The sequence below is a fragment of the Halococcus salsus genome (genome assembly GCF_009900715.1).
In the GTDB taxonomy this organism is placed as follows: Archaea; Halobacteriota; Halobacteria; order Halobacteriales; family Halococcaceae; genus Halococcus; species Halococcus salsus.
In genome coordinates this window covers 1,215,373-1,241,099 of the sequence record NZ_JAAAJC010000001.1, presented here as the reverse complement: position 1 = coordinate 1,241,099, position 25,727 = coordinate 1,215,373, and the positions used below count along the sequence as shown (strand labels likewise).

Annotated in this window: 25 protein-coding genes; 11 read left to right on the top strand and 14 right to left on the bottom strand. The window is 64.2% G+C overall.

Annotated features, from left to right (window positions below):
• From GT355_RS06430 to GT355_RS06415, 5 genes are all read right to left on the bottom strand, one after another.
• Positions 1–246, bottom strand: a complete 246-nt coding sequence (locus GT355_RS06430) for a hypothetical protein (RefSeq protein ID WP_160133837.1) — start codon at positions 244–246, stop codon at positions 1–3.
• A 344-nt stretch (positions 247–590) separates the two neighbouring features.
• Complete coding sequence (locus GT355_RS06425) at positions 591–800, bottom strand: YegP family protein (protein WP_120072420.1); 210 nt, start codon at positions 798–800, stop codon at positions 591–593.
• Between the two features lie 84 nt (positions 801–884).
• Complete coding sequence (locus GT355_RS06420; protein ID WP_160133836.1) at positions 885–1,133, bottom strand: hypothetical protein; 249 nt, start codon at positions 1,131–1,133, stop codon at positions 885–887.
• Positions 1,134–1,377: 244 nt separating this feature from the next.
• The gene (locus GT355_RS17985) at positions 1,378–1,524 is read right to left on the bottom strand and encodes a DUF7563 family protein (protein ID WP_192927972.1); all 147 of its coding nucleotides are present in this window, start codon (positions 1,522–1,524) and stop codon (positions 1,378–1,380) included.
• Between the two features lie 561 nt (positions 1,525–2,085).
• A complete protein-coding gene (locus tag GT355_RS06415) occupies positions 2,086–2,265 on the bottom strand; it encodes a hypothetical protein (protein WP_160133835.1) in 180 nt (59 codons plus the stop codon).
• A 451-nt stretch (positions 2,266–2,716) separates the two neighbouring features.
• On the opposite strand from GT355_RS06415, the gene GT355_RS06410 reads away from it, so the two are divergent.
• Both GT355_RS06410 and GT355_RS06405 read left to right on the top strand, forming a co-directional pair.
• Positions 2,717–3,394 (top strand): helix-turn-helix domain-containing protein, encoded by a 678-nt coding sequence (locus tag GT355_RS06410; RefSeq protein ID WP_160133834.1) that lies wholly within the window; start codon positions 2,717–2,719, stop codon positions 3,392–3,394.
• 218 nt (positions 3,395–3,612) lie between these two features.
• Entirely contained in the window at positions 3,613–4,428 is an 816-nt protein-coding gene (locus GT355_RS06405) for a TrmB family transcriptional regulator (protein WP_160133833.1), read from the top strand.
• Positions 4,429–5,232: 804 nt separating this feature from the next.
• On the opposite strand, the gene GT355_RS06400 is transcribed toward GT355_RS06405, so the two are convergent.
• From GT355_RS06400 to GT355_RS06375, 6 genes are all read right to left on the bottom strand, one after another.
• The gene (locus GT355_RS06400) at positions 5,233–5,799 is read right to left on the bottom strand and encodes a VOC family protein (RefSeq protein ID WP_160133832.1); all 567 of its coding nucleotides are present in this window, start codon (positions 5,797–5,799) and stop codon (positions 5,233–5,235) included.
• 400 nt (positions 5,800–6,199) lie between these two features.
• Positions 6,200–7,690, bottom strand: coding sequence for an aldehyde dehydrogenase family protein (locus tag GT355_RS06395; protein WP_160133831.1), 1,491 nt, complete (start codon positions 7,688–7,690; stop codon positions 6,200–6,202).
• A 132-nt stretch (positions 7,691–7,822) separates the two neighbouring features.
• A complete protein-coding gene (locus GT355_RS06390; RefSeq protein ID WP_160133830.1) occupies positions 7,823–8,602 on the bottom strand; it encodes an HpcH/HpaI aldolase family protein in 780 nt (259 codons plus the stop codon).
• A gap of 73 nt (positions 8,603–8,675) precedes the next feature.
• A complete protein-coding gene (locus GT355_RS06385) occupies positions 8,676–9,575 on the bottom strand; it encodes an aminotransferase class IV (protein WP_160133829.1) in 900 nt (299 codons plus the stop codon).
• Position 9,576: 1 nt separating this feature from the next.
• Positions 9,577–10,158, bottom strand: coding sequence for an anthranilate synthase component II (locus GT355_RS06380; RefSeq protein ID WP_160133828.1), 582 nt, complete (start codon positions 10,156–10,158; stop codon positions 9,577–9,579).
• Positions 10,155–11,741, bottom strand: coding sequence for an anthranilate synthase component I family protein (locus tag GT355_RS06375; RefSeq protein WP_160133827.1), 1,587 nt, complete (start codon positions 11,739–11,741; stop codon positions 10,155–10,157). Before GT355_RS06375 ends, GT355_RS06380 begins: the two co-directional genes overlap by 4 nt.
• Positions 11,742–11,916: 175 nt before the next feature.
• Between GT355_RS06375 and GT355_RS06370 the strand changes: the two genes are divergently transcribed.
• Both GT355_RS06370 and GT355_RS06365 read left to right on the top strand, forming a co-directional pair.
• Positions 11,917–13,206: a class I adenylate-forming enzyme family protein gene (locus tag GT355_RS06370; RefSeq protein ID WP_240145736.1), complete on the top strand. Its 1,290-nt coding sequence runs from the start codon at positions 11,917–11,919 to the stop codon at positions 13,204–13,206.
• A gap of 631 nt (positions 13,207–13,837) precedes the next feature.
• On the top strand, positions 13,838–15,820 hold the full coding sequence (locus tag GT355_RS06365) for an archaea-specific SMC-related protein (protein WP_160133826.1): 1,983 nt from the start codon (positions 13,838–13,840) through the stop codon (positions 15,818–15,820).
• A gap of 1,033 nt (positions 15,821–16,853) precedes the next feature.
• On the opposite strand, the gene GT355_RS06355 is transcribed toward GT355_RS06365, so the two are convergent.
• Complete coding sequence (locus GT355_RS06355; protein WP_160133825.1) at positions 16,854–17,270, bottom strand: universal stress protein; 417 nt, start codon at positions 17,268–17,270, stop codon at positions 16,854–16,856.
• Between the two features lie 71 nt (positions 17,271–17,341).
• Here GT355_RS06355 and GT355_RS06350 point away from each other — a divergent pair, with 71 nt between their 5' ends.
• From GT355_RS06350 to GT355_RS06330, 5 genes are all read left to right on the top strand, one after another.
• Positions 17,342–17,734 (top strand): hypothetical protein, encoded by a 393-nt coding sequence (locus GT355_RS06350; protein ID WP_240145735.1) that lies wholly within the window; start codon positions 17,342–17,344, stop codon positions 17,732–17,734.
• A 107-nt stretch (positions 17,735–17,841) separates the two neighbouring features.
• A complete protein-coding gene (locus GT355_RS06345; RefSeq protein ID WP_160133824.1) occupies positions 17,842–18,339 on the top strand; it encodes an acyl-CoA thioesterase in 498 nt (165 codons plus the stop codon).
• Between the two features lie 202 nt (positions 18,340–18,541).
• Entirely contained in the window at positions 18,542–19,033 is a 492-nt protein-coding gene (gene nrdR / locus GT355_RS06340) for a transcriptional regulator NrdR (protein WP_160134016.1), read from the top strand.
• Positions 19,030–21,462, top strand: coding sequence for a ribonucleoside-diphosphate reductase subunit alpha (locus tag GT355_RS06335; RefSeq protein WP_160133823.1), 2,433 nt, complete (start codon positions 19,030–19,032; stop codon positions 21,460–21,462). Before nrdR ends, GT355_RS06335 begins: the two co-directional genes overlap by 4 nt.
• Positions 21,463–21,487: 25 nt before the next feature.
• Positions 21,488–22,459 carry a ribonucleotide-diphosphate reductase subunit beta gene (locus GT355_RS06330; RefSeq protein ID WP_160133822.1) on the top strand — a complete coding sequence of 324 codons (972 nt, stop codon included), beginning with the start codon at positions 21,488–21,490 and terminating at the stop codon, positions 22,457–22,459.
• 47 nt (positions 22,460–22,506) lie between these two features.
• Here the strand turns inward: GT355_RS06330 and GT355_RS06325 are convergent, their stop codons facing one another.
• Both GT355_RS06325 and GT355_RS06320 read right to left on the bottom strand, forming a co-directional pair.
• A complete protein-coding gene (locus GT355_RS06325; RefSeq protein ID WP_160133821.1) occupies positions 22,507–22,842 on the bottom strand; it encodes a DMT family transporter in 336 nt (111 codons plus the stop codon).
• A 142-nt stretch (positions 22,843–22,984) separates the two neighbouring features.
• Complete coding sequence (locus tag GT355_RS06320) at positions 22,985–23,848, bottom strand: DUF3891 family protein (protein WP_240145734.1); 864 nt, start codon at positions 23,846–23,848, stop codon at positions 22,985–22,987.
• Positions 23,849–23,977: 129 nt separating this feature from the next.
• Between GT355_RS06320 and GT355_RS06315 the strand changes: the two genes are divergently transcribed.
• Together GT355_RS06315 and GT355_RS06310 are read left to right on the top strand one after the other, a co-directional pair.
• Positions 23,978–24,376: an acyl-CoA thioesterase gene (locus GT355_RS06315; protein WP_160133820.1), complete on the top strand. Its 399-nt coding sequence runs from the start codon at positions 23,978–23,980 to the stop codon at positions 24,374–24,376.
• 147 nt (positions 24,377–24,523) lie between these two features.
• Complete coding sequence (locus GT355_RS06310; protein WP_160133819.1) at positions 24,524–25,717, top strand: MFS transporter; 1,194 nt, start codon at positions 24,524–24,526, stop codon at positions 25,715–25,717.
• Positions 25,718–25,727 lie beyond the last annotated feature (10 nt).

Below are 25,727 nucleotides of genomic sequence, written 5' to 3'. Positions count from 1 at the left end.
CTACCTGGCGAGCGGTATCCACTGCTGCACATCGAGACCGAGGGCGATGGAGAGAACGATCCCGAGCGCGAGCAGTCCGACCAGCACCACCAGGACGTTCCGTTTCGTTGCTCGGGGACGCATCCCCGGGATCGCCCAGAACACGTACTGGAGGGTTCTCACTGCTCTCCCCATGCTCGCCTCGAATACACCTGCCGAGACCGAGCCGATGGCGTCGCGGTCCCGGTTTCGTTCGTTTGGATCCATGCTATCGCCTGTGGTAACGCTACCCGTCCGTACGGGAAGTTTGCACTTAACTATGTGTACCGATAACGTCACACGTATTGGATAAAAACGAGACTAGTTGATCCATCGCGGTCGGTTGTCGTTTCCTTAAATGACGTTGTTCGCTTCTTATCGGTAGTCGGGGACGGGCCGGAGACAAGACGGTTCCCGATCCAAACGGATCGTTCGTTCCGGTTCATTCACCGGTTCAGTTCCACACACGGCCCCGGTATCGGGAGGTAGTATTAGCGAGCCCGAGAACGTCGGGGGACGACGGTCCGAGTTCCCCTTCGGGACGAAGAGCTATCAGATTGAACGGACCGCGCTCACGGGGTGGAGTCCTCCGGGAGGACTACCGGTGCGCTCGACGCGTTGGCCTGGAGGCTCCGCAGGTCCCGGACCGTCTCCTGTTTGGAGGTGTAGCCTCGACAGGACTTGGCGACGAGCGTGTCGTTCTCGTCGACGAATCGCCACCGCCAGTGTCCGTCGGCACCCCTGGCGACCTCGAAACGAGTGGGTGTGTTCGACCCGACCATACACGGGAATCGCGTTCCCCGGTGGTAAGCGCTTGCTTGACCTTCCCGGACGGTTATGAGCCCCGTTCGTCGAGGACCGCCCGACTACCCGACCGTGGAGAGCAGGAAGTACCCCAACGTGATCAGGAGCAACGTTGCGACCACGAACCCGAGTATGGGCGCGACCAGTCGTTCGAGTTCGGATAGCTCTACGGCTTCGTCCCTGACACGGCTTCGGTCGCTTCCGTTCGGAACGACCTTCCAGCCGTCCTCGCTCGGGGCGATCTCCCACTCGTACCGTTCCAGTATGAGTTCCCTCCCCGTCGACGGTCGGTCCTCGTGGTTTTCCCCCATCACGTTTTCCTCCAGTTCGCTCCCGCCGGAACGGGCGCACGAAGCGCGGCGTCAGCGGCAGGTCCGTCGGCCACCTCTAGAACCCTCGCCGATGGATACCGGTCGAAGTGTGCGCGCGACGGTGCTCCCCTCGTGAGCTACTGTTCAATACCGTACGAGCCCGTATTGACTGTGACTGCTGGATCGCAATGCCCTATTTAGGCGGCTCGGAACCACCGGTTCGGTTCGCCGTTCCGGTCGTCGACTACGAACGAGCCTCACGGACGTCAGCCCCATCCCGGAGTTTGCTCTCACACTGCGGACAAACCCGAACGGTGTCCGCGCCCGTCGGTGCGAAGACACGGACGTACTGCTTGGTGACGAACCCACTGCAGTTTTGACATCGTGGCATCTGGTCTCCTCCCACCGGGACCGAACCCCGACGTTCCATAGTCCCGAAACATGACTATCCAAGCCGAAGTGTCGACCGACCTACACCGGGGTTTCGGTGGTCACCGAGCCTCGTCGGAGTCACGGACGAGGCCGGATATCGCCCGTCAGCACGTCTCGTTTGGAGAAGTGAAGTCCCCCATCCCCGTGAACGGTAGTCACAGAAGCACGGCGGACAGTTCGTCGCACCCGCACTCGTCACATCCTCCGCCTTGGTCCCTGCTGTGGGATACCGGCTCGTCCTCCGCGCCGGAGACGGAACGAACGACGCCACAGCTCTCGCACATCAAGAGCTCACGTTCGTGTGGTCCGGTATCGGTCATGTGCTCGTGGGCGCGAAGGGCGATGCCTGGGTGATGCCAGAGCGGTTCGAACGGCGAACCACGCTACAGGTCTGTTTCCGCCGTCTTCGCGCCTAGTCTTCCCTGTTGCGGCAGGGTAAAAAAGGGACGACATGGGTGACAATGGAGACCGCACGGCCTTCGAGCGATGGCGTACTCCCCGTCCGATACCGGACTGCGAGCTAGTCGTCCGACAGCGCCCGAGACCGGCTGTAATCGGCGACTTCCGTGATCTCGATCTGGAGACGTCCGTCGTGCGTCCCGGAACGCCGGATGTCGTAACAGCCGGGAAGCGGGACGTCGTCCTCCTCCGCCGTCTCAACGAGCTGCCGAAGCTGCCGTTTGAATTCATCGCCGTTCATCGTGATGCACACGGAGGTACACGCGAGCGGTAGCATAATCGTTTCGTCAGCGGCGGGTGTTCCGTACCGTCCGTCCCGTGATAGCCGTACGTTTCGCGACCGAGCACTAAATATCGAGACGAACCCAAAACCACCAACGATAGTTTCCGGAATCCGGACGTTGAAATTGTGTGTTCAAGCGATTTTATCAGACAATGGTTTCACGAGCGGAACAGATGTGAAAGAAAACCGCCAGACGGCGCACTATTTCGTGGATTCCGGAACTGCATGACAAAACCCACATACAATGTAACTGGAGGGTGGAAGGCATCTGTCCCGAGCGGGCTCAAGGGGTGGTTGGAATGGTGTATGCAACGCAGTGGACGGCGATCTCCACACTGAAACCCGTGACTCGTGCGCTCCGAACAGACTCGCCATCGGCATCGAGCGGGATGGGGGGAGCGACGGGGGGATGAGTCTCGTCGCGACCTACCACCTCGATACCCCAGTGTACGACCCGCTCTTCGAACGGGTGTCCGACCTCCGACTCGAGATCGAACACGTCGTGGCGTGCGCTCCCGACACTCTCCTGGTGACGTTCTGGGCCGAGACGGACCACTGGCCGACGTTCGAAGCCGCGCTCGAACGGTCGGATACCGCGACGGTGATCCGGCACCTCCGTTCGGAGGACGGCCAGGAACGCTGCCAGCTCCGTCTGCCCGCCTCGACGACCACGTACTGGGACTGGACCGCCGTCGGTGGTGTGCTCCTCGCCTCGACCGTCACGCGTCACGGTGCGACGACCCGGATGGAGTTCCCGGACCAGGAGGCCTTGCGGACGTATCGGGAACGGTGCTCCGAACGGGGGATGGGGTTCTCGTTGAGCAGCCTGACCGATGCCGGCACGGGTTCGGACCGTCGCTCCCAGCCGCTGACCCCGTCGCAACGCGAGATCGTTGCGTTGGCCGTCGAACGTGGCTACTTCGAGGTTCCACGCCGAACCAGCATGGTCGAGCTCGCCGCCGAGTGTGGCATCTCCGACCAGGCAGCCTCCGAACGCCTCCGTCGTGGCCTCTCGAACCTCCTCGAAAGCGGTGTGTTCGATACGCTGTGGGCTCCCGCTTCGAGAGGCACCCCGAAAGTACGATAGGTGGCACGCCGGCCGGCACGGTGGTTGGAAGTGCCGATCGGGTGCCGCCCGTTCCTTCTTGTTCGCCTACTAAGTACTTATGTGAGGATCCGGGTCACAGTCGGGATCGGCTTTCGATGGGGGCGTCCATCCTGTATGTACCTTCTCAGAAAAAGCAGACGTCTCGGAGTGAAAATATATACACGTCTGCGGGAAACTGGTCAGACGGTGGTTGGATCATGACAAGCGCCGTCGAAGAGAAGGCGATCGAACTGTTGCAGAACCTCGGTCTCAAGGAGTACGAAGCGAGGTGTTTCACGGCACTGACGAGGCTCCCGTCCGGGACGGCGAGGGAGATCAGTGAGACGTCGGACGTCCCTCGTACCCGCGTCTACGAGGCCGTTCGCGTGCTCGAATCCCAGGGGTTGGTGGAGGTCCACCAGGGAAATCCACAGTACTTCCGCGCCGTCGGGGTCGACGAGGCAGTCACCGTTCTCGCGAACCGCTACTCGTCCCGCATCGACGAGCTGGACCAGGCGCTTCACGGTATCGGAAGTCGAGCGGGAAGCGACGACCGAGATGCACACGAGGTCTGGTCCCTCACCGGTGCGTCCTCGATCGCGGCGCGTGCGAACGAGATGATACGCGCCGGAAACGGGGAGGTAGTCATAGTCGTCGGGTCGAGAGCCGTGCTCACCAACGAGCTCTACGAAACCCTCCGAGAGACCGCCGATGCTGGGGTCGACGTCGTCATCGGCGCGATGCGGTCGGAAGCACGCGAAGCGATTCAGCGTCGTGTCCCAGGGGCGACGGTGTTCGAAAGCGGACTCACGTGGCTCGAAAAGCCCACCGCGGAACGGGAAGACGTCTCGGTCGGAGTACTGTTGATGGTCGACCGGACCGCACTCCTCGTGAGCTCGCGAGTCCCCGACGAGTACGACGGACCGACCGACCGGGCGGTGTACGGCCGCGGCTTTTCGAACGGGTTGGTGATGATCGCCCACCGATTGCTGTCCCACGGTCTCCAGGATATCCAGCGCCCGGCCGAAGAGTAACGAGCACCCTCCGACGAGAACTCCTCCCGACTGGATCGAGTCGACCCGAGGAATAGAGCGATACCGTTCGTACGGAGTGAAGCGAGCGCACCTGAAATCGGTGACAGCACTCAAAGTCACAGCAGTAGCCACAACGTTGACGACCTGCTCATCGACAACAACCTCGCTGTATCTCCGGAGTGACGACCGACCTGCGGACGATCACAGACAGAAAATTTTGAGATTGATTCCGGATAGCTGTTCAAAGACGAGTCGAAAGTACTTGCACAGTATCTCATAGTTGTCGTCAGTCCTCACGGGGAGGGAGGCCGCATTGAGAATGAGACCACAAGCGATACAGAACCGCTGGAAGAGCGATACTCCTCGGCTCGTTCGATCGAACAGATCGAACTGAGCCTTCCGAGAACGAGAACACCGACACCGGATCGGGTCGGTCGTCGAAGACTTCTGGCGATGGATCCGACTTATTTGACGTACTACCACGAGCCGTTCACCGAAACGAATACCCTGGTTATCCGTTGGTATCGTTTCACGAGCGGCTGTTATCACTGTCCCGTGACGTTCATCGAGATCGACGCCAACCTCTTGCTGCACGCGATGTCGTCGGCATGGTGGCCTCAGATATTCTTGTCTGATACGAGCACCACCATCGTACAGAGACACTGCCAGGAACTCGTCCCCGTCGGGAAACGTTCCCCCAGCGAGCAGAGCGGGCGATACTGGTCGGGTTTCCAGCGATGCTCGTGGCTTCGCTCCCACCTATCGGCGAACTCACGATGAACGAAGAACCGGTCGTGTAGTTGGCTACTCCTCGGACGAGACCGCCTGAAACCGGCGGCCGTCGGGGTCCCGGAAGTTGGTGATCGTCCGACCCGTCTTCTCGACGTAGTAGGGATCGGAGACCTGATCGACGTCCTCGTTCTTTAGGGTCTGCGTGACGTCCTCGATGTCGTCGGTCGCGAAGGCGATGTGGTTGATGCCCGGCGTCTCCTCGCCCTCGACGGTGTGGAGTTCGATGATCGGGCCCTCCCAGTCGGCGGGTTGGAGTTCGTACGAAGTCCCGTGGTGTTCGGTGGTGCGCACCTCCTCGTAGCCGAGCGTCTTCAGGAAATCGGCCATCTCGTCCGCGTCGCTCGCCTCGATCTCGATGTGGTCGACCGTTTGCCAGCCGATGTGGTCGACACCCGGTTCCTCGGCGGCGGTCAGGCTGAGCGAGTGGTGGTCGAACTCGTCGACACCCCTGAGATAGACGGTGTCGTCGACCCGTGCGACCTCCTCCAACCCCACCGAGTCGCGAAAGAAGTACAACGATGCATCCAGGTCGGGGGTTTCGAGCGCGACGTGGCCCAGGGAGTGGATTTCCGGTGTCATTCCGTGATACCTAGCTCGATGGGACAATAAACGTTCGTCTCGAAGGGGTTTCCCTCGTCTTCCGATAGCAGCGGTCGGTTCCTTCGATAGGGAGTCGGTCCGATAATCTCGTATGCAAGAGTCCTCCGTCGACGTTGCATCTCCCCGGCTGCAACGAGGTCGTAACAACGCTACTGGCATTACGTCCACCGAACGGGACCGAACCGTGAGGTCGCGTAAACGACGACCGGCACCCATCAGCAGCCAGCGATCACCAACGATCTCGACTTCTGACTCTTTCTCGACATTTATCCGATATCAGCGGATGGATGCTACTCGCGAGGGAGGGACTCCGTCACCGAACGACGACTCGATACCCGGTCGTCACCGCACGACGGGCCCCGGTCGGGGACCGGGGGCGCTAGAACGGGTACTCGCGTTCCTCGTGCTGGATCGAGATCCACTTCGTCTCGGTGACCTCGTGGAGGAACGCGTCGCTGTTGTACGTTCCGACGCCGGACGCGCCGATACCGCTGAACGGGACGTGCGCCTCGTCGTTGATCGGTTGGTCGTTGATGTGGACGTTGCCGGTCTCCATCCGCTCGGCGATGTCGATGCCGACGTCGAGGTCGCCGGCGTGAACGGAGCCCGAGAGCCCGTACTCGGTGTCGTTGGCGATCGCGATGGCCTCGTCCACCGTCGAGAACGGGATCACCGGCGCTACCGGGCCGAAGTGTTCGTTGCAGGCGGCGGCCATCTCGTTGGTCACGCCCGACAGTACCGTTGGTTCGACCACCAGCGAGTCGTCGACCCCGTCGAGGTCGACGGTCCCACCACCGGTTTCGAGCGTGGCACCCGCATCGACCGTCTCCTCGACGTAGTCGAGCATCTCGTCGCGCTGGGATTCGTTGATGATCGGCCCCACTATCGTCTCCGCCTCGTGGGCGCTTCCGGTGGCGAGGGATTCCGCACGGTCGACGAGTCGGTCGACGTACTCGTCGTAGACGTCCTCGTGGACGATGTGGCGGTTGATCGAGATGCAGACCTGCCCCTGGTGGACGAACGACCCGAACGTGGCCCCGTCGAGCGCCCGGTCGAGGTCGGCGTCCGCGGTCACGACGTGGGCGTTGTTGCCGCCGAGCTCCATCGCTGGCACCGCGAGGTTCTCGCCCGCGATCCCGGAGACGTGCTGGCCGACCTCGGTCGAACCGGTGAACGCGACGACGTCGCTCTCGGGGTGGCCCGCGACGCGGTCGCCGATCTCGGAACCACGGCCCGTCACGACGTTCAGCACGCCGGGCGGGAGGTCGGTCATCTCGAAGAGCGCGCCGAAGAGCAGCCCGCCCGTTATCGGCGCTTCCGTCGAGGGTTTCAACACGACGCTGTTGCCGGCCGCGATGGCGGGTGCGACGGCGCGCATCGAGAGGTTGAGCGGGAAGTTCCACGGCGAGATGACCGTCACGACACCCTTCGGACCACGCCGAAGGATGTTCTCCTTTCCGGGGATGTTCGAATCGGCGTACTCGCCCTTCATCCGCCGCGGGAGGGTCGCGGCCTCGCTCGCGTGGTCGGCCGCGATCTGGATCGACGTCTCACCCATAATCGACGCCCCGCCCACCTCGTCCCGCAGGAGTTCGACGATCTCGTCACTGTTGTCCTGCATGACCCCAATGAGCTGCTGGACGACCTCCTGTCGTCGTGCCGGCGGCTGTGCCCCCCACTCGTGCTGTGCTGCCGCCGCCGCTTCGTAGGCGGCATCGACGTCCGCCTCGGTCGCGGCGGGGACCTCGGCGACGGTCTCACGGGTTGATGGGTCCTCGACCGAGATCGTCTCCCCGCTCTCGCCGCTCGTCCACTCACCGTCGACGTAGAGGGCGTTCCAGCCCGCGTCGGTCGCCAAGTCGTTTTGCATGGCCACGTGAGGGAACGGGCCAATCACGTAAAAATCAACCGTCGCACCGACACGAACAGGTCCGGTGTCGATGGCGCTCCCCCCGCGGCCGCCACGCGTGTCGTAGAGCGCCACGGCCCGAAACAGGGTCGATCACTCCCGTTCGACCGCCGCCAGCCGTTCCCGGAGCGTCGTTCGGATCGAGGCGAGGTCCCCGCCCATCCGAACGATCCGATAGCCGGCTTGTATGGCGTCCTCGATGGCCGCTGGTTCGTTGGCTATCTTCCCCATCGGGACCCCCGCCGACCGACAGGCCGCCTCGATTCCCTCGATCGTATCGAGCACCTCCGGATGGGTCTTGTCCGTGGGATGGCCCAGCTGCACCGAGAGGTCGGAGGGACCGACGAAGACGAAGCCGAGCTCCGGCACCGACAGGATCTCGTCGATCGCCTCCACGGCACCGGTCTTCTCGACCATCACCCCGATGCACACCTCTTCGTCCTCGGTCTGAACGTACGCGTTGCTGCTGCCCCAGTTACGGGCGCGACCGCTCGCCATGCCCCGTTCGCCGGGTTCGCCCTCGTAGACGAACCGGGTGGCTTCCACGGCCGCCCGGACCTCCTCGGCGGTGTCCACCCGGGGGATGAGAAGCGTCCGGACGCCCGCATCGAGCACCTTCCGGATGAGGGACGGGTCGCCCGACGGAAGTCGGACGAAGAGTTCGGTCCCGCCGGCCTCGGCCGCCCGGGTGAGGTCCTCGAAGACGCGGCTGTCGTAGGGGCTCGGCCCCATGTGTTCGAAGTCGAGCCAGACGAAGTCGAACCCCAGCTCGCCGAACACCTCGATGACCGTCGGCGAGAACGTCGATGCCCGTGCGCCGAAGGCGACCTCGCCGCTCTCGACGGTTCGTTTGAAAGCGTTGCGCTGGTCCATGACGACTACGATCGCTTCTCCAGGTGGCTTATACGTTTCGCCGGTTTCCCTCGTTGGTCCGGATCCCGCGGGGTCAGTAGTGCCGATCCTCGACCAGCTCGTCGAACCGGTCCTGCAGACGGCGGGTTATCGGATCCTCCGAGAACTCGACGCCGTCGACGGCGGCGATCGGCCGGATCTCCCACGTCGTGTTCGTCAGGAACGCCTCGTCGGCCGACTGGAGATCCCGAATCGTGTACCGTCCCGTCTCGACGGGGACGGCCGAATCGCGGGCGAGGTCGAGCACGACCGACCGGGTCACGCCGGGGAGGAGCGACCCGTCCGTACTCGGCGTCCGAAGCACGCCGTCGGCGACGAAGAAGACGTTGCTCGTCGTGCCCTCGGCGAGATATCCCTCCCCGTCGCGGAGCAGCGCCTCGTCGGCGGTCGAGTCCGATGGTTCGGCCGGGTCGGCTCCGGCCCGGCGCAGTTCGAGCCGGGCGAGGATCCCGTTGAGGTAGTTGTGCGTCTTCGTGGTCGCCGGGACGGCTTCGTCCGGCACACGGCGGGTCTCGACCGTGCGAACGACGGCCCGGTCGTCCCAGACGGACGTCCCCGCCGTGCCCCCTCGGGGGAGTCCGTCGACGATGACGACGACCGTCGGGTCGACGTCGGGGTCCGGGGTGAGCTTCCCCGGCTGCACGCCTCGGGTGACCGAGAGACGAACGTAGGCGTCCGTCAGTTCGTTCGCGCTGAGCGTCTCACGGACGCGCGCCCGCAGGTCCTCCTCGTCCGGCACCGAATCGCCCATTCCAAGCGTTTCCGCGGTCGAGTGAAGCCGCTCCAGGTGCCTCGACCACTCGAAGACGGTCCCGCCGTAGGCCCGCAGGGTCTCGAAGGCCGCGTCGCCGTAGAGGAATCCCCGGTCACGGACGTTCACCGTCGCCTCGTCGGCCGGCCGGAGTTCCCCGTCGACGTGGTAGTATCGCTCCATACTACGAGTCACTTCCCTCGCATCGGTCACAGAACGTGGCCATCATCTGCTCCCCGACGTCCGTGAGCACGCTCTCGGGATGGAACTGGATGCCCTCGTGCGGGCGGTCGACGTGGCGAACGCCCATGACGACCGCCTCCTCGTCGAGGGTCGTCGCCGTCTCGACCAGCGAGTCCGGGAGGTTCGCCCGTCGCACGGCGAGCGAGTGGTATCGACCACAGTCGAACCGGTCCAGGAGACCCTCGAACACCCCGCTTCCGTCGTGCGAGATGGTCGAGGACTTCCCGTGCACGACCGACTCGGCGTGGCCGACGGGAGCGCCGTTGGCGACACAGAGTGCCTGGTGACCGAGGCAGACCCCGAGCGTCGGATAGTCGAGGTCCCTGAAGATCGGGACGGAGACGCCGGCCGACTCCGGGCTCCCCGGACCGGGGGAGACGACGATCCCGTCGGGGTCGAGCGCGTCGATCCCGGCGAGGTCGATCGCATCGTTCCGCCGGACCACGACGTCGGTGTGGACGCCGACGTACTGGACGAGGTTGTAGGCGAACGAGTCGTAGTTGTCGATGACCAGTATCGTCATCGCGCCGCCGGCCCCCCTCGTTCGCTCTCCGCTCCCGCCGCTTCGTCGTGCTCGGTTCCGGGGTCCGTCTGCTCGATCGAGAGGTCCGCCGTCCGACCGAGCGCTTCGTCGACGGCCGAGACGAGCGCACGGGCTTTCGAGAGCGTCTCCTCGTACTCCCGCTCGGGAACCGAATCGTGGACGATCCCGGCTCCCGCACGGAGGTGGTACTCGTCGCCGTGGCGGACCAGCGTCCGGATGATGATGTTCATGGTCACGCGGTCGTCGAAGCCGAAGATACCGATCGAGCCCGTGTACGGGCCGCGACGGGTGGCTTCGACGTCCTCGATGATCTCCATGGTCCGGGGTTTGGGCGCGCCGGTGATCGTGCCGCCGGGAAAGAGGGCGGCGACCGCCTCGGCGAGGCCCGCATCCTCTCGAAGCGTCCCGTCGACCTGAGAGACGAGGTGCATGACCTCGGAGTAGCGGTCGACGCGGCGGTACTCGGTGACGTCGACCGAGCCGTATTCGGAGACCTTCCCGAGGTCGTTCCGTTCGAGGTCGACGAGCATGGCGTGCTCGGCGCGTTCCTTCTCGTCGGTCAGGAGGTCGCGTTCGTACGCCGCGTCGGCCTCGGGGGACGCACCGCGTGGTCGCGTCCCCGCGATCGGTTCGGTCGAGAGGCGGTCGCCGTCCCGGGCGAACAGGAGTTCGGGGCTCGCGCTGACCAGGTCGACGCCGGGGAATTCGAGCAGGGCGGAGTAGGGTGCCGGGTTGACGTCCCGGAGGGCGGCGAACGCCTCGACGGGGTGGACTGCGGCCGGGGCGACGAGCCGCTGGGAGATGTTCGCTTGGAACGTGTCCCCGTCCCGAACGTGTTCCTTGACGCGTCGAACCCGGTCGGCGAACGCGGCTCGACCGCAGTCGCTCTCGAACCGCGCCGTTCGGGTGGCGACCGGCGGTTCCCCGACGGCGGGGTCGCCGTCGACCAGCCGCCGAACCAGGTCGAGCGCTCGCTCACGCCCGCGCTCGTACGCCGTCGCAGCCCGATCGGCTCCGTTCGTCCCGGAGCCGCTCTCGGTCGCCGTGGCTCCACCGACCCGCGGGCAGGCAGTGACCCGGAGCGTGGTTCGGTCGTCCGGGTCGCCGCCGTGTTCCCAGGCGGCGACCCGGTCGTAGACCCCGAGCTGAAGCGTTGGCAGCTCGCGGTCGTCGGTCGCGCTCGTCGGGAGGCTTTCGAGCTCGCGGGCGACGTCGTAGGAGAGCCAGCCGACCGCGCCGCAGGGATACGGGACGTCACAGGAGCCACGCGCGAGCTCCTCCTCGCCGAGTCGGTTCGCGAGCGCCGCGAGCGTCGGCGTCTCGTCGGTCGTGACTTCGAGCCGGTCGACCGGGTCGACCCCGAAGTAGCCCCAGCCGGGCTGCCCGCCGGTCGTTTCGAGGTAGAAGTCCCACTGCCCACCGCCCCGTCGAGCGCGGCGGTAGGCGTCGAACGGGTCGTCGACGGCGACCCGAACCTCGACCGGAACCCGGGTTCCGTCGGCCACCCCGTGGGCGACCGCCTCGAACCCGCCTTCGGTCGTGACGACGTCCGTTTCGTGCATGCTACATGGTACCAGGAATGCGACCAATAGGATTTCGGTTCAAAAGCAGCGCTATTTTTCCCTTCCCACCCTCCCCATCCTCGCGAAACGGGCCACCGCGTTTCACGACGAGAACGTCCCCGAAAGGTGCGTGTTGCGATGGGCTTTTGTCGTGTGGCGGCAAGACCAAGACGCAATGAGCACCCCGGCGGAGATCGAAGCCATGCTCGACACGGCGGACGCGTCAGGGCTCGTCTTCGACGATGCAAACGCCGACCTCGCACGGACCGTCCTCGACCGGACCGACCTCGACTGTGCGCTCCGGACGGGCGACGGCTCTATCGAGCGCCCGCTGGTCGAGGACTACGGAACCGCTCTCGATACGGCACCTGAGGAAAAGCCGGACCGAACGGGAAACGAGTACGGTGTGTTCTTCACCAGTGGGACCACCAGCGACCCGAAGGCGTTGTTGTTCGACCAAGAGCAGCTGTGGCACGGCAGCACCCAGGTCATCATGGAGATGAGCATCGAGGAGACCGACCGTGCGCTGGTCACGACGCCGTGGTTCCACATGGTGACGACCGACGCGTGGATACTTCCGCACCTCCAGGCCGGCGCGACGCTCGTGCTCCAGCCCACGTTCGACCCCGAGACCGCGCTCGAACACATCGCCGACCACGACCTCACGGGACTGCTCGCGGTGCCAACGCAGCTGACCGCGATGATCGACGCCCAGGTCGAAGCGGAATACGACGTCGACACACTGTCGTATATCCGTACTGGCGGTTCGGTCGTAACGCCACGGCTGATCCGGCGCGCGTCGGAACACCTCACCGAGGGCGTCTACAACACCTACGGCCTCACTGAAGGTGGGCCGAACCTCGCGTTCGCCCATCCATCGCGACAGACCGACCACACCGGTACCATCGGGACGGAATCGTTCATGTGGGAACTCAGAGTCGTGGAGGCGGCCTCGCCCGGCGAACTTCCCGACGCCGAATCGGTGGTCGATCCCGGTGAAACCGGCGAACTCCTCGCACGCGGCCCCGCGATGACCGATGGCTATCTCGGGGATCCACCGGCCGCGGAGACGCTGTTCGTCGATGGATGGCTCCGCACCAACGACGTCGTTCACGTCGACGAGGGGGGCTATCTCCACGTCGTCGACCGGGTAGACAACATGGTGATCACCGGCGGCGAGAACGTCTACCCACAGGAGATCGAGCGGATCTTTGAGGGCCACGACGCCGTGCGCGAGTCCGTCGTCTTCGGCCGACCGGACGAGGAGTGGGGCGAGGCCCTGTGCGCGGTGATTTCGACGACCGAAGCGGTCACCGAAGCCGAACTCGATGGGTTCTGTCTCGACCACGACGACCTCGCGGATTTCAAGCGACCTCGACGGTACGCGCTCACTACGGAGCTCCTCCCACGGACCGATACCGGAACGCTCCAGCGCACAGCGGCGATCGAGCGCTTCTTCGAATGAGGAGTGGTCCCTCCACACCGTCGCGGGGCTTATCGGGTCCGACGGCACGAATCAGCTCTCGCTCCACGACGGTCGCTTTCTCCGGCGCGGTTTGAGTGTCTCCTCGGCGGTCAAGTCGTCGCGTTTTTCGCTCGGGTAGCCCTCGGGATAGGTGGGGAACGAGACGCCGTCGATCTCGTCCTCGGGGGCTATCAGTCCATCGAAAGGACTCCGAAGTGACTGGATTTTCTTGAACGAAAACGATCGAATCCCTTGGGGTTCGTCCCTCGATGAGTCGGATAGTCACTCCTGAGCGAGAAGGGCAACGTGAGCACTCACGCGACCGTTTTCCAGCGATACCATAACAGGTCTATGCTTGTTACAGGACCTACCGATATTCGCTAGCCAGTCCGAGCTCTGAAGGTCCGCTGCCCGCCTTCCGTGCATCGATTCAGGACACTCAAAAATGTCGTTCTGCCCGATGATCGGGGCAGTGAAGCAGTATTTCGGATACCATCGCCAGATCGTCCGCATTTTTGGAATATTGTGCGAAGTATTGTCGGAACTTCGGATTTCAGTACGGTGTCGATGTGTCTCTCGGTCATTCCGGATGACAATGCTTTAGTAACGGGGTTGCGTTGGGTGCTATAACATGAGCCAGACAAGTGTTGCAGAACACCCCGCCGAGATAGAGGCAAGCAATATCGGGGGGATCTCCGAGACGGAGATCTCGTTCTCCCCAGGTGTGACTATCCTCACGGGGCGGAACGCGACCAATCGAACCTCGTTCCTCCAGGCTATCATGGCTGCTCTCGGGAGCGAACACGCTTCGCTGAAGGGGGACTCGGACGAAGGATACGTCGAACTCACGCTCGGGGAGAACGTGTATCGACGGGCGCTCGAACGCGAACGGGGGACGGTCGTGATGGGTGGGGAGCCGTATCTCGACGACCCCGAAGGGGCCGACCTCTTCGCCTTCCTCCTCGAGAACAACGAGGCGCGCCAGGCGGTCGCACGTGGCGACGACCTCCGTGAAGTGATCATGCGTCCGGTCGACACCGACGCCATCCAGGCCGAGATCACGCGGCTCGAAACCCGCAAACGCGACCTCGACGACCGGCTCGACAGGCTGGATTCGCTCGACGACCGACTCCCGGAGCTCGAACAACGGCGCACACGGCTCGAAGACCGGATCGAGGACAAACGTGCCGACCTCGAAGCGAAGAACACAGAGATCGAGAACGCCGACAGCACCGTCGACGACACGCGCGAGCAGAAGTCCGCCTTCGAGAACGCGCTCGACGACCTCCAGTCGACCCGGTCGGAGCTCGACAACGTCCGCTATCGAATCGACACACAGCGCGAGAGCATCCAGGCGCTCGAAGACGAGCGCGACGACCTCGAAACCGAGATAGCGGACCTCTCGGGGACACCCGCCGGGGACATCTCCGAACTCGATTCGGAGATCGAGCGACTCCGGAACCACAAGCAGTCGCTCGAATCCACGATCTCCCAGCTCCAGCGGGTGCTCCAGTTCAACGAGCAGATGCTCGACGGCGACAACCCCGAGCTCCAGACCGCGCTGCAGGAGACCGCCCCGCGAACCGCCGCGAACGGGGGCGGGGACGAGGACGGTGCACTCACCGACCAGCTGCTCGCCGACGAGGAGGAGACGACCGTCTGTTGGACCTGTGGGAGCGAGGTCGACCGGGAGGCGATCGACGAGACCCTCGAAAGCCTCCGTTCGCTCCGCGAGGAGAAGGCCCACGAGCGCAACGAACTCAACACCGAACTCAACGAGTTGACCTCGCAGCGCGATGCGCTCCGCAACGAGCGCGACCAGCACGAGCGCCTCCAGCGCAAACTCGACGACATCGACCGCGAGGTCGACGAGCGCGAGGACACGATCGACGACCTGACGAGCGAACGCGACCGGCTCGAAGACGAGATCGGTGAGCTCGAAGCCGACGTCGACGAACTCGAAGACCAGGACCACAGCGAACTGCTCGACCTCCACAAGGAGGCGAACCAGCTCGAGTTCGAACTCGGGCGGCTCGAAAACGACCTGGAGGACGTCGACGAGGAGGTCGAATCGGTCGAGGAGCAGCTCGACGAGCGCGAGGAGCTCAAACGGGAGCGCGCCGACCTCCAGGACGAGCTCGCCGACCTCCGAACCCGGATCGAGCAGCTCGAATCCGAAGCGGTCGAGGAGTTCAACGACCACATGGAGACGATCCTCGGGATCCTCGAGTACGCGAACATCGACCGGATCTGGATCGAACGAACCGAGCGGACCGTGCGAGAGGGCCGGCGCAAGGTCCAGCGAAGCGTCTTCGACCTCCACGTGGTCCGGAGCACCGACGACGGCCGGACTTACGAGGACACGATCGACCACCTCTCCGAGAGCGAACGCGAGGTCACAGGGCTCGTGTTCGCGCTCGCGGGCTATCTGGTTCACGAACTCCACGAGAACCTCCCGTTTATCGTACTCGATTCGCTCGAAGCGCTGGACTCGGACCGGATCGCCGCACTCGTCGAGTACTTCAGCGACTACGCCGAGTACCTCGTCGTCGCCCTCCTCCCCGAGGACGCCGCCGGCCTCGACGAGCGCCACGAGCGCATCACGACCATCTGACGGGCGCACGCTTTTCGATCCCGGAAATCACCGGAAGCCACTCGTCGTTCGCTCCGTTCCGAACCGCGACGATTCGCCGGGAACGAACGAGTACATCCATCCGAGGTATCCGGAACCATCGACGATAGACCGGCCGAGTTTTACTTTTGAAAACGAAATTCGTGACGAGCACTCAGCCCGAACCCACTACGCCATTCGACGACGGAGCGGGTGTCCCCAGAGAAAACCGTGTGGAATACGAACGTATTTCATCAAGGGACCGATGCCGAGAGTCGATGACACTCGACAGGGAGACGATCGAGTGGCAGGAGGACGAACTCGGCCCGGCGACCAGCCACCAGTGGGTCGGCGAGGGACCGGACTGGTACGGCGTCGGTATCCCGTACGTCGACTGATAGCTGAGTCGAGATCGACCGCCGAAGACGTCGATACACGACCCATTCACGGACACAAATAATTAATCGAGGCTCTCGAACCCCCGTCTCACAGCCACCGAATCGGCGCTGGATTTCACACACCGACGATGGACGACAGCGGAGGGCAGGTCGTGAACTCGATCGACAGCAACCGGTCGTTTCGAGCGGTGTAGAAAACGGAAACACAGTGGTCTCCTGCTACCCGTCGCTTTCCGGTATCCGCAGTCGTCGTCTTCGACCTCTCGTCCGGTGTGTGCCTCAGTCGAGATCCCCGCGGGAGTTTGGGGAGAGTGCCGAAACAAAACAAAGTAAGCTTCTTCCGTCCATCGGAAACGTTCTCGAAGGGAGGTCCCTCGTCTCGAATCCTTATTGAGGAAAGAAATCCAACAATCGTACTCTCGAATATTCCATCCGGTGAATCGTGCTACGATCAAGATATTGTGTCCACGATCAGCGTTCGAGTAGTTCGGTTCGTCCGCGGTGGACTCCGACCGGAGTGTCGCGGGGACGTAGGTCGCCCCGGTTCGAAGTCGGAATCAGGTGGGGGACTATCGCGGACCATGCCCTCGATTCCGGGGGCGAAACGGGGTCGACGACACGGGGGGAGGTCCCGAAGCTCACCGAACGACGGTCACCGTCGTCGGCGACCGACGAACGACGTTCTCGGCGACGCTTCCCAACAGCACCCGGGAGACGCTCTCCCGTCCGTGACTGCCGACGACGATCGTCTCGATGTCGTGCTCCTCGGCGAACGAGACGATCTCCCGCGACGGCTTCCCGAAAGCGGTCTCGAAACGGAACTCGACGTCTTCGGCCCTGAGGAACTCCTTGAGTTCGTCGGAGACGGCTCCCGTCGTCTCGCCCCGTTCCTCCTTGAGCTGTTCTTGAACGAAGTCGATGCCTGCGTCTATCAGTCCCGTGGGGACTTCGACGACGTGCAGGAGAACGATCTCCTCAGTGCTGCCGTTTCGAACCGCGTACTCGACGGCCTGCTGTGCCGGACCCGACCCGTCGTAGGCGACGAGGATCGTCATACCCCAGCTGAGTCCCGATCCACTATAACGTTTGGTCAGGCTCTGTGACCTCCTCCAATTCGAGGACAACTATGGTCGTCACCGCTCAGCGGTCGGGCATGCCCGTCCCCGGCCCGTCAGACGGCACGGTTCTCTCCGGCGAACGCGCTAAGTGTCTCCCGTCCCTCGGTTTGACCGGAGTACTCGTCCTCATGGAAACGTATCGGACGCTCGCGGGCGTGATGGGGTACGTCGACATGCGGGAATCGATCCCGCCGTGGGCTCGGCGCTACGCGGTCGGTGACCGGATCGCCTTCGAGGCCCCCGAGGGGTTCGTGCCCTACCTCCGCGGCGGCGAGGTCACCGACGCGGCCATCGTGGGCTTCTCGTCGTCGGCGGGATTCGAGGGGTTGCCGGTGGTCGTTTCGCCGTCGAGCGGTCGCACGATACCGATCCCCGAACACCGGCACGTCGACCCGCGCTGAGGGGCCACCGGTTCGCGAAGTCGGAGTGATCGGTGCAACGAAACACAATTTTGGTTGTTCTAAGACAAATTGAACAGTGTTTTGTACCCCTTCCGACAACGCGGCTCATGCCGGAATCTCACTCGGCGGACGCGACGACCTTGCAGGAATCCTATACGGAGATGAGCGAGATCCTGATGCCGAACGACACCAACAACCTCGGTCGAGCGCTCGGCGGCTCGATACTCCACTGGATGGACATCTGCGGGGCGATCGCGGCACGGCGGTTCTCCCATCGCCAGGTGGTCACGGCCTCGATGGACCACGTCGACTTCCTCGCACCGATAGAGCTGGGTGACGTGGTGACGGTCGAGGGCTACGTCTACGACACCGGGAGGACGAGCATGGACGTCAAGATCGACGTCCGGGCGGAACGACCCAGCAAGGACGAGCGCAACGAGACGGCGAGTTCGTTCTTCACCTTCATCGCGCTCGACGCGGACGAGAGCCCGGACCCGGTTCCCGAACTCCGCTGTCCGACGACCGCGCAGGAACGGCTCCGTGACGCCGCGTTGACCGAACGCCGGGACCGACGGCGGGCGCTCGCCAGCACGGTCGAACAGTAGTCCAGGCGAGCGGAATCCACCCATCGGCGATGCCGTTCCATCGTCGTGGGACCGTGTCCAGAAGCCGATGAGAACAAATTAAATTGATTTTCTTCAAGCTAGTTGGGGAAGTTTTATGTGTACGTGGTGGACACCAGATGTTGGGGTCGAGCGGGCCCACACCCGGTATGTGGGGCGACGACCTGTGGAATGAGTGACAACAATGCAATGCCCGGACTGCGGCGACGACCGAACGCGCGTCATCGACACCGAGACGAGCGCCGACCGGATGGCCGTGCGCCGTCGGCGGGAGTGTCAGCGCTGTTCGTTTCGCTTCACGACCTACGAACGGCCCGAGTGGGATTCCCTCCAGGTCAAAAAGCGCGACGGGGCCATCGAGCCGTTCGACCGCTCCAAACTCCGTTCGGGCATCGAACGGGCGGTGGAGAAGCGCCGTGTCACCGACGAGACCGTGACGGACCTCGTCGACACGGTCGAGACGGGCCTCCAGAACCGCGAGACGCGGATCGTCTCGTCGGGGCTGGTCGGCGAACTCGTCTCGGAGCACCTCCGCGACGTCGACAAGGTCGCCTACATCCGATTCGTCTCGGTCTACAAGGCCTTCTCCGAACCCGAGGAGTTCCTCCAGGAGCTCGACGCCGTTCTCGATGCGGAAGTCGATGATTTCGAACCAGCCGACCGACCAAACACATGAGCCAGCAAACCACGAACGCCGTCGACGTTGCATCGATCCTCGACAGAGCACGAAGCGAGTACGAGGGAGCCCTCCCCGAAGCGGCACGCGACGACCTCATCACGGAGGTCGAACACAGCATCTACGAGGGGGCGAGCCCCGACGAAGTCTACCAGGCGACGCTCCAGGCCCTCTCCGGACGCGTCGAGCGCGAGCCGGCGTTCAAACGTATCGCCGGCGAGGTGTTCCGCCAGCGATACTATCGGGAGATCCTGGGCGAGGACCTCACCGGCTTCGACCTCGACCGTGCCTACCGCGACACGTTCGCGGCGAACCTCGAACGTGCCATCGACCTCGACCTCCTCGACGAGCGGCTCGTCGAGCGCTTCGACCTCGAAGACCTCGCCGACTACCTCGAGATCGATAGAGATGGCAAATTCGAGTACATGGCGATGTCGACGCTCTACCAGCGCTACTTCCTCAAGACCGAGCAGAACGGCGAACAACTCGAACTCCCGCAGGCCTTCTGGATGCGGATCGCGATGGGACTGGCGATAGAAGAGGACGACCCACAGGCACGGGCGAAGGAGTTCTACGACGTGCTCTCGAAGCTGGAGTTCACGCCCTCTACTCCAACCCTATTCCACAGCGGGTCGACCCACCCGCAGCTCTCGTCGTGTTATTTGACGACCGTCGAGGACGATTTGGAGGGTATCTTCGACGCCTACAAACACCACGCACAGCTCTCGAAGTGGTCGGGCGGCCTCGGCAACGACTGGACCAACCTCCGGGCGGGCGGCGCGCTCATCGAGTCCACCGGTGTCGAGAGCACGGGCGTGATCCCCTTCCTCCGGATCAGCAACGACGTGACCTCCGCGATCAATCGCTCGGGCAAGCGACGCGGCGCGGCGTGTGCGTATCTCGCCTGCTGGCACCTCGACTACCCCGCGTTCACCGACCTCCGGCGGAACACGGGCGACGAGCGCCGCCGGACGCCGGACATGAACACCGCGACCTGGATCCCCGACCTGTTCATGAAACGCGTCGAGGACGGCGAACAGTGGACCCTGTTCTCGCCGGACGAGGTCGACGACCTCCACGATCTCACCGGGTCCGCGTTCGAGCAGCGCTACGAGGAGTACGAGCGAATGGCCGAGGACGGCGAACTTCGCCAGTACGAACGGTTAGATGCTGAGGAGCTCTGGCGGCAGATGCTCACCCGGCTGTTCGAGACCGGTCACCCGTGGCTCACCTTCAAGGACCCCTGTAACATCCGTTCGCCGCAGGACCACGTCGGAACCGTCCACTCCTCGAACCTCTGTACGGAGATCACGCTCAACACGAGCCAGGACGAGACCGCCGTCTGCAACCTCGGCAGCATCAATTACGCCACTCACATCGAAGACGGCGAACTCGACCGCGAGTACCTCGCCGAGACGATCGAGACCGCGATGCGGATGCTCGACAACGTCGTGGATCTCTGTTTCTACCCAACTGACCGGGCCGAGAACTCCAACATGAAACACCGGCCGGTCGGTCTCGGGACGATGGGCTTTCACGACGCGCTGATGGAACTCGAAGTCCCGATGGACTCGGAAGCGGCCATCGAGAAGGCCAACCGCTGGCAGGAGTTCGTCTCCTATCACGCGATCTACAACTCCTCGAAGCTCGCCGAGGAGCGCGGGGCCTACGAGAGTTACGAGGGCTCGAAGTGGGACCGTGGACTCCTCCCGCAGGACACCGTCGACCTCCTCGAGGACGAACGCGGCCGGACGATACCGACCGAACGCGAGGAGACGCTGGACTGGTACGTCGTGCGCGAGCAGATCGACGACCACGGGATGCGGAACTCGAACACGATGGCGATCGCGCCCACCGCGACCGTCTCGACCATCAACGGCACGACACCCTCGATCGAGCCCCTCTACTCGAACCTCTACGTCAAGTCGAACATGTCGGGGGACTTCACCATCGTCAACGACCAACTGGTCTCGGACCTGAAAGAGCGCGACCTCTGGGACCAGGAGATGGTCGACCGGATCAAGTACCACGACGGCTCCATCCAGGAGATCGACGCCGTTCCCGACGACTTGAAGGAGCTCTACCGTGGGGCGTTCGAGATCGACCCGCGCCACCAGCTCGACCTGACGGCCCACCGCCAGACGTGGATCGACCAGTCGGTCTCGCACAACGTCTTCTTCCCCTCGACCGACGGCTCGCTCCTCACGGACGTCTACGAGACGGCGTGGCGGCTGGGGCTGAAGACCACCTACTACCTCCGCACGCTCGGGGCCTCACAGATCGAGAAGTCCACGCTGGACATGTCCGAGTACGGTAAGACCCAGCACAGAGGTGGCTCCGAGGGGATGGCCTCCGACGGTGGCCGGCCCGAAGACGAGGGTGACGACCTCTGTCGCGTCGAGGACCCGACCTGCGAAGCCTGTCAGTAACAACTATCACTTCCTCCTTCCACCAATGCCGATCCTCAACACCGACGCCGAACACGACCCGAACAAGATCCTGCCGATCGACTACGACTGGGCGCGCGAGTACTACGAGGCCGGGGTCAACAACAACTGGGTGCCCGAGGAGATCCCGATGCAGGACGACGTCACCCAGTGGAACGGCGGCGAGCTCTCGGACGCGGAGCGCCAGCTCATCGAGTGGAACCTCGGGTTCTTCTCGACCGCCGAGTCCCTCACCGCCAACAACATCGTGCTCGCGGTCTACGACTACGTGACCGCCCCGGAGTGCCGCCAGTACCTGCTCCGACAGGCCTACGAGGAGGCCATCCACACGGACACGTTCATCTACTGCTGTGACTCGCTTGGCTTCGACCCCGAGTACCTCTACGGGATGTACGACCGCGTCCCATCCGTCGTCGACCTCACGCAGGTGATAGATCAGGACGACTTCACCATCGAGACCGACGAGGACCTCCGGAACTTCCTCCGGGACCTGGTTGGATTCTACGTCATCATGGAGGGCGTCTTCTTCTACGCCGGCTTCGCCATGATGCTGGGGTTGAAACGCCAGAACAAGATGGTCGGCATCGGCCAGCAGTTCGAGTACATCATGCGCGACGAGTCGCTCCACGTGGGGTTCGGCGTCGACCTCATCAACCAGATCCGGACGGAGCATCCCGGCGTCTGGACCGAGGCGTTCGGCGAGGAAGTCGCAGACCTCATCGCCGACGCCGTCGACCTCGAAAAGATCTACGCCTACGAGGCCTGTCCCGACGAGATACTGGGCATGAGCCCCGACCAGTTCGCCGAGTACGTCGAGCACATCGCCGACCGGCGGCTCGAACAGCTGAACCTCCCCGAACGGTACGGCACCGAGAACCCGTTCCCCTGGATGTCCGAGCAGGTCGACCTCAACAAGGAGAAGAACTTCTTCGAGACTCAGGTCACGGAGTACCAGAGCGGCGGCAGCCTGGACTGGTAAGCGGCCGTCCGCCGACGGTCGTGCGATCGTGGAGACCGAACCGTTCTTCAGACGCCGTTTCCGCTCCCGGTGATCTCCAAACCGATCACCCCGACGACGATCAGCGCGATGAAGCCGAGCCGGGCGACGCTCGACGACTCGCCGAAGAGCACGATCCCGAGGAGGGCCGTCGCGCTCGCGCCGATGCCGGTCCAGACCGCGTACGCCGTCCCGATCGGGAGCGACTGGACCGCCTTCGCGAGGAGGACGACGCTGATCGCCATCGAGACGACCGTGGCGACGCTCGGCAGCGGTTCGGTGAACCCGTCGGAGAGTTCGAGGCCGATCGCCCAGCCGGTCTCGAACACCCCGGCGACGACGAGGTACAGCCATGCGGTGTTCATCGGTCGCGAGAGGGACTCCGGGGTGGAGTGACTACCGCTTCGAACTCGATGGTCACCTCGTCTCCGCCGCTTCGCTGAAATCCGTCGTTCGTGGGTCGTTCGACATCGACGGCTGTCGTCGCGAAGACCGTCTTTCCCGCGGTCAGCGAAGCGTGAACTCGACCGATCGCTGTTCCGCACCGTAGAACGCCGCGACCAACTCGTTCTCGTCCGCCGAGTCTCCGTCCAACTCGGGAACGGTTCGCGTCGGCACGGACACCGTGAACGGGGCGGTATCGAACGGCGATGGCTCCACCCCAACGGTCGACGGACCGAGCGGTTCGATCGTGAGCGAAGCCGTCTCGGAGTCGACCGTCGGCGCGGGACCGACCGCCGTTCGTTCGAGCGAGGCCGAGCCACAGAGGTAGAGCGAGAGCACGTCGACGGTCTGCAACAGGAGGTAGTTCCGCCAGAGTCGGCTCCCCGCCGCGGACGCATCCAGTTCCTCGATAGTACCGGTCTCGTGGAGCTTCGAGAGCACCTCCCGTTCGTCCGCCCCGGCGTACTGGCCGTAGCGGCCGTCCTGTAGCCCCGCGAGGCACTCGCGCTGAAAGCGCTCCTGCTCCGCGATGAACGACTCGTAGGGTGGTTCGTCCGACTGGTCGGGGATCGACGGGCGGACGCCGTAGCCACCTCGATGGAGCCCGGTCGCGTGCATCGACGTCAGGAGACCCGCGTACGTGTCGACCGCCGCGACGGCTTCGATCCCCCGTGTGTAGAACGACACCCACTCCTCGTCGGGAACGTTCGTGAAGCCCCGGAGCGTCCCGTCGTCGGCGCGGTGCGGCCGCAGGTCGTAGTCGTGCCAGCCGTGGTCGTGGTGCGTCGCCGCGAGACACACCGCCGAACGCGGGGCGGGCTCGTCGAATCGCTCGTTGCCCCAGTGGCTCGCCAACCGCCCGGAGAGCGCTGCGTGGTCCGGCTGGGTCACGAACCGATAGCCGTCACCGACCTCGGTGATGATCATCGTCCCCCGTTGGGCGAGCGCCCCGATTTCCCTTTCGGTGATACTCGTTCACTTGTTTCGGTCGCCGAGCTCGATGCGGGGCTCGCGGACATGGACAGGGTTACAAACGACTCGTGACGAGCGATCGGTATGACAACCCAACACGATTTCGAGACCACGATCCCGGTTCGGTTCCGCGATATCGACGCGATGGGCCACGTGAACAACGCCGTCTTCGCGACCTACCTCGAACAGGCGCGCGCCGACTACTTCCGCGAGGTCGTCGGTGTGGGACTCACGGCGGTCGAGACCGTTCTCGCGTCGCTGACCGTCGACTTCCGACAGCCCATCTCCCCGGACCAGACGGTCACGGTCGGTCTCTCGGTTCCCGACCTCGGGGAGTCCTCGGTCCCGATGGAGTACGAGATCCGCCTCGAAGACGGGACGGTGGCCGCCACCGCGGAGACGGTCCAGGTGGTCTACGACGCCGAGGCGGAACGCTCGCGGCCGATCCCGACGGCGTGGCGGACCGCGATCGAATCGGCGTGAGGTCGCTGGAACGACCGGTACGGAAGTTCGGTCGAGTGGCTGGCACCGTGACCCTCGGTGCTCGGCAGCGTTGACCACCATCGTTGGTGATGTAGCAAGGGTAAAAAACGCGCGACGAGAAGGGGACACAGGAGAATCAACTCGCTCGTGAACCTGCTCTCGATACCGAGACGGACGGTTGCCGACCTCTGGGGCGGCAGCCGCGAGAAGATGCTCTTCTCGGTCGCCTTCGGCTGGTTTCTCTCGATCAGTCTCCGGATGGTCTACCCGGCGCTGTTGCCCTACCTCCGTACCGACTACGGGCTCTCGCTCTCCACGGCCGGTCTCCTGCTGTCGGTGCTCTGGGTCTCGTACGCGTGCGGCCAGCTACCCGGCGGGGTCCTCGCCGACCGGGTCGGCGAACGGCTGTTGTTGGTCGTCAGCTCCGTTCTCGCGGCGACGATGCTCACGCTCGTCGTCACCTCGGGTTCGCCCAGCGTTCTGTTCGTCGCCACAGCCCTATTCGGCGTCGGGACGGCGCTGTACGGCGTTTCGCGGTTCACGATCCTGGAGAAGATCTACCCGGAGCGCCTCGGGACGGCGACCGGGATCACGATGGCCGCCGGCGACCTCGGGAACTCGGTGATGCCACCCCTCGCGGGTTCGATCGCGGTCGTCGCGGCCTGGCAGCTCGGCTTCGGGTTCGCCATCCCGCTGTTCCTGGTCGCCGCCGTCGGGCTCTGGGTGACGCTTCCGGAGCGCTCCTCGACGGGGTCACCGACCGGGTCCTTCGGCCTCGACGGGGTCGTCTCGACCCTCACGCGACCGAGCGTGCTGCTCGGAACGCTCCTGCTCGTCCTCTGGAGCGTGGTGATGCAGGCGGTGATCGGGTTCTACCCGACGTACCTCACCGACGAGAAGGGGCTCTCGGTACAGGCCGCGACCGTTCTCTTCGGGTTCTTCTTCGCGCTCGGGATCGTGTTGAAACCGGTCGCCGGGCGGGCGTTCGACCGGGTCGGCGTTCGCGCGCCGCTCCTCGTGTTCATGGGCGGGGCCGGGATGGCCCTCTGCCTGCTCCCGTTCGTCGGGGATCTCTGGGTGCTCGTCCTCGTCACCGTGCTCGCCAGCGGGCTGCTCGGCTTCGAGACGATCGTCATCTCAGACCTCACCCAGCGCCTCCCGGACGGTGCACAGGGCACCAACTTGGGGACGCTTCGAACGGTCTACGTCGGGTTCGGGGGATTGAGCCCGATCCTCTTCGGAGCGGTCGCCGACCGGGGCTACTTCGACGAGGCTTTCCTGGGTGCCGGCGTGCTCGCGCTGGTCGTCGTGCTGGTCGTGTTCGCCACGATCGACTACTGAGGTCGCGAGC

What these genes read in the sequence shown, in the direction of transcription:
- GT355_RS06410 (WP_160133834.1), top strand. Translation starts at nt 2,717, where the DNA reads ATGAGTCTCGTCGCGACCTACCACCTCGATACCCCAGTGTACGACCCG.
- GT355_RS06395 (WP_160133831.1), bottom strand. Translation starts at nt 7,690, where the DNA reads ATGCAAAACGACTTGGCGACCGACGCGGGCTGGAACGCCCTCTACGTC.
- GT355_RS06320 (WP_240145734.1), bottom strand. Translation starts at nt 23,848, where the DNA reads ATGATCATCACCGAGGTCGGTGACGGCTATCGGTTCGTGACCCAGCCG.
- GT355_RS17985 (WP_192927972.1), bottom strand. Translation starts at nt 1,524, where the DNA reads ATGCCACGATGTCAAAACTGCAGTGGGTTCGTCACCAAGCAGTACGTC.
- GT355_RS06365 (WP_160133826.1), top strand. Translation starts at nt 13,838, where the DNA reads ATGAGCCAGACAAGTGTTGCAGAACACCCCGCCGAGATAGAGGCAAGC.
- GT355_RS06415 (WP_160133835.1), bottom strand. Translation starts at nt 2,265, where the DNA reads ATGAACGGCGATGAATTCAAACGGCAGCTTCGGCAGCTCGTTGAGACG.
- GT355_RS06370 (WP_240145736.1), top strand. Translation starts at nt 11,917, where the DNA reads ATGAGCACCCCGGCGGAGATCGAAGCCATGCTCGACACGGCGGACGCG.
- GT355_RS06385 (WP_160133829.1), bottom strand. Translation starts at nt 9,575, where the DNA reads ATGGAGCGATACTACCACGTCGACGGGGAACTCCGGCCGGCCGACGAG.
- GT355_RS06380 (WP_160133828.1), bottom strand. Translation starts at nt 10,158, where the DNA reads ATGACGATACTGGTCATCGACAACTACGACTCGTTCGCCTACAACCTC.
- GT355_RS06430 (WP_160133837.1), bottom strand. Translation starts at nt 246, where the DNA reads ATGGATCCAAACGAACGAAACCGGGACCGCGACGCCATCGGCTCGGTC.
- GT355_RS06350 (WP_240145735.1), top strand. Translation starts at nt 17,342, where the DNA reads ATGGTCGTCACCGCTCAGCGGTCGGGCATGCCCGTCCCCGGCCCGTCA.
- GT355_RS06390 (WP_160133830.1), bottom strand. Translation starts at nt 8,602, where the DNA reads ATGGACCAGCGCAACGCTTTCAAACGAACCGTCGAGAGCGGCGAGGTC.
- GT355_RS06325 (WP_160133821.1), bottom strand. Translation starts at nt 22,842, where the DNA reads ATGAACACCGCATGGCTGTACCTCGTCGTCGCCGGGGTGTTCGAGACC.
- GT355_RS06375 (WP_160133827.1), bottom strand. Translation starts at nt 11,741, where the DNA reads ATGCACGAAACGGACGTCGTCACGACCGAAGGCGGGTTCGAGGCGGTC.
- GT355_RS06400 (WP_160133832.1), bottom strand. Translation starts at nt 5,799, where the DNA reads ATGACACCGGAAATCCACTCCCTGGGCCACGTCGCGCTCGAAACCCCC.
- GT355_RS06315 (WP_160133820.1), top strand. Translation starts at nt 23,978, where the DNA reads ATGACAACCCAACACGATTTCGAGACCACGATCCCGGTTCGGTTCCGC.
- GT355_RS06335 (WP_160133823.1), top strand. Translation starts at nt 19,030, where the DNA reads ATGAGCCAGCAAACCACGAACGCCGTCGACGTTGCATCGATCCTCGAC.
- GT355_RS06330 (WP_160133822.1), top strand. Translation starts at nt 21,488, where the DNA reads ATGCCGATCCTCAACACCGACGCCGAACACGACCCGAACAAGATCCTG.
- GT355_RS06425 (WP_120072420.1), bottom strand. Translation starts at nt 800, where the DNA reads ATGGTCGGGTCGAACACACCCACTCGTTTCGAGGTCGCCAGGGGTGCC.
- GT355_RS06355 (WP_160133825.1), bottom strand. Translation starts at nt 17,270, where the DNA reads ATGACGATCCTCGTCGCCTACGACGGGTCGGGTCCGGCACAGCAGGCC.
- GT355_RS06420 (WP_160133836.1), bottom strand. Translation starts at nt 1,133, where the DNA reads ATGGGGGAAAACCACGAGGACCGACCGTCGACGGGGAGGGAACTCATA.
- GT355_RS06345 (WP_160133824.1), top strand. Translation starts at nt 17,842, where the DNA reads ATGCCGGAATCTCACTCGGCGGACGCGACGACCTTGCAGGAATCCTAT.
- nrdR (WP_160134016.1), top strand. Translation starts at nt 18,542, where the DNA reads ATGCAATGCCCGGACTGCGGCGACGACCGAACGCGCGTCATCGACACC.
- GT355_RS06405 (WP_160133833.1), top strand. Translation starts at nt 3,613, where the DNA reads ATGACAAGCGCCGTCGAAGAGAAGGCGATCGAACTGTTGCAGAACCTC.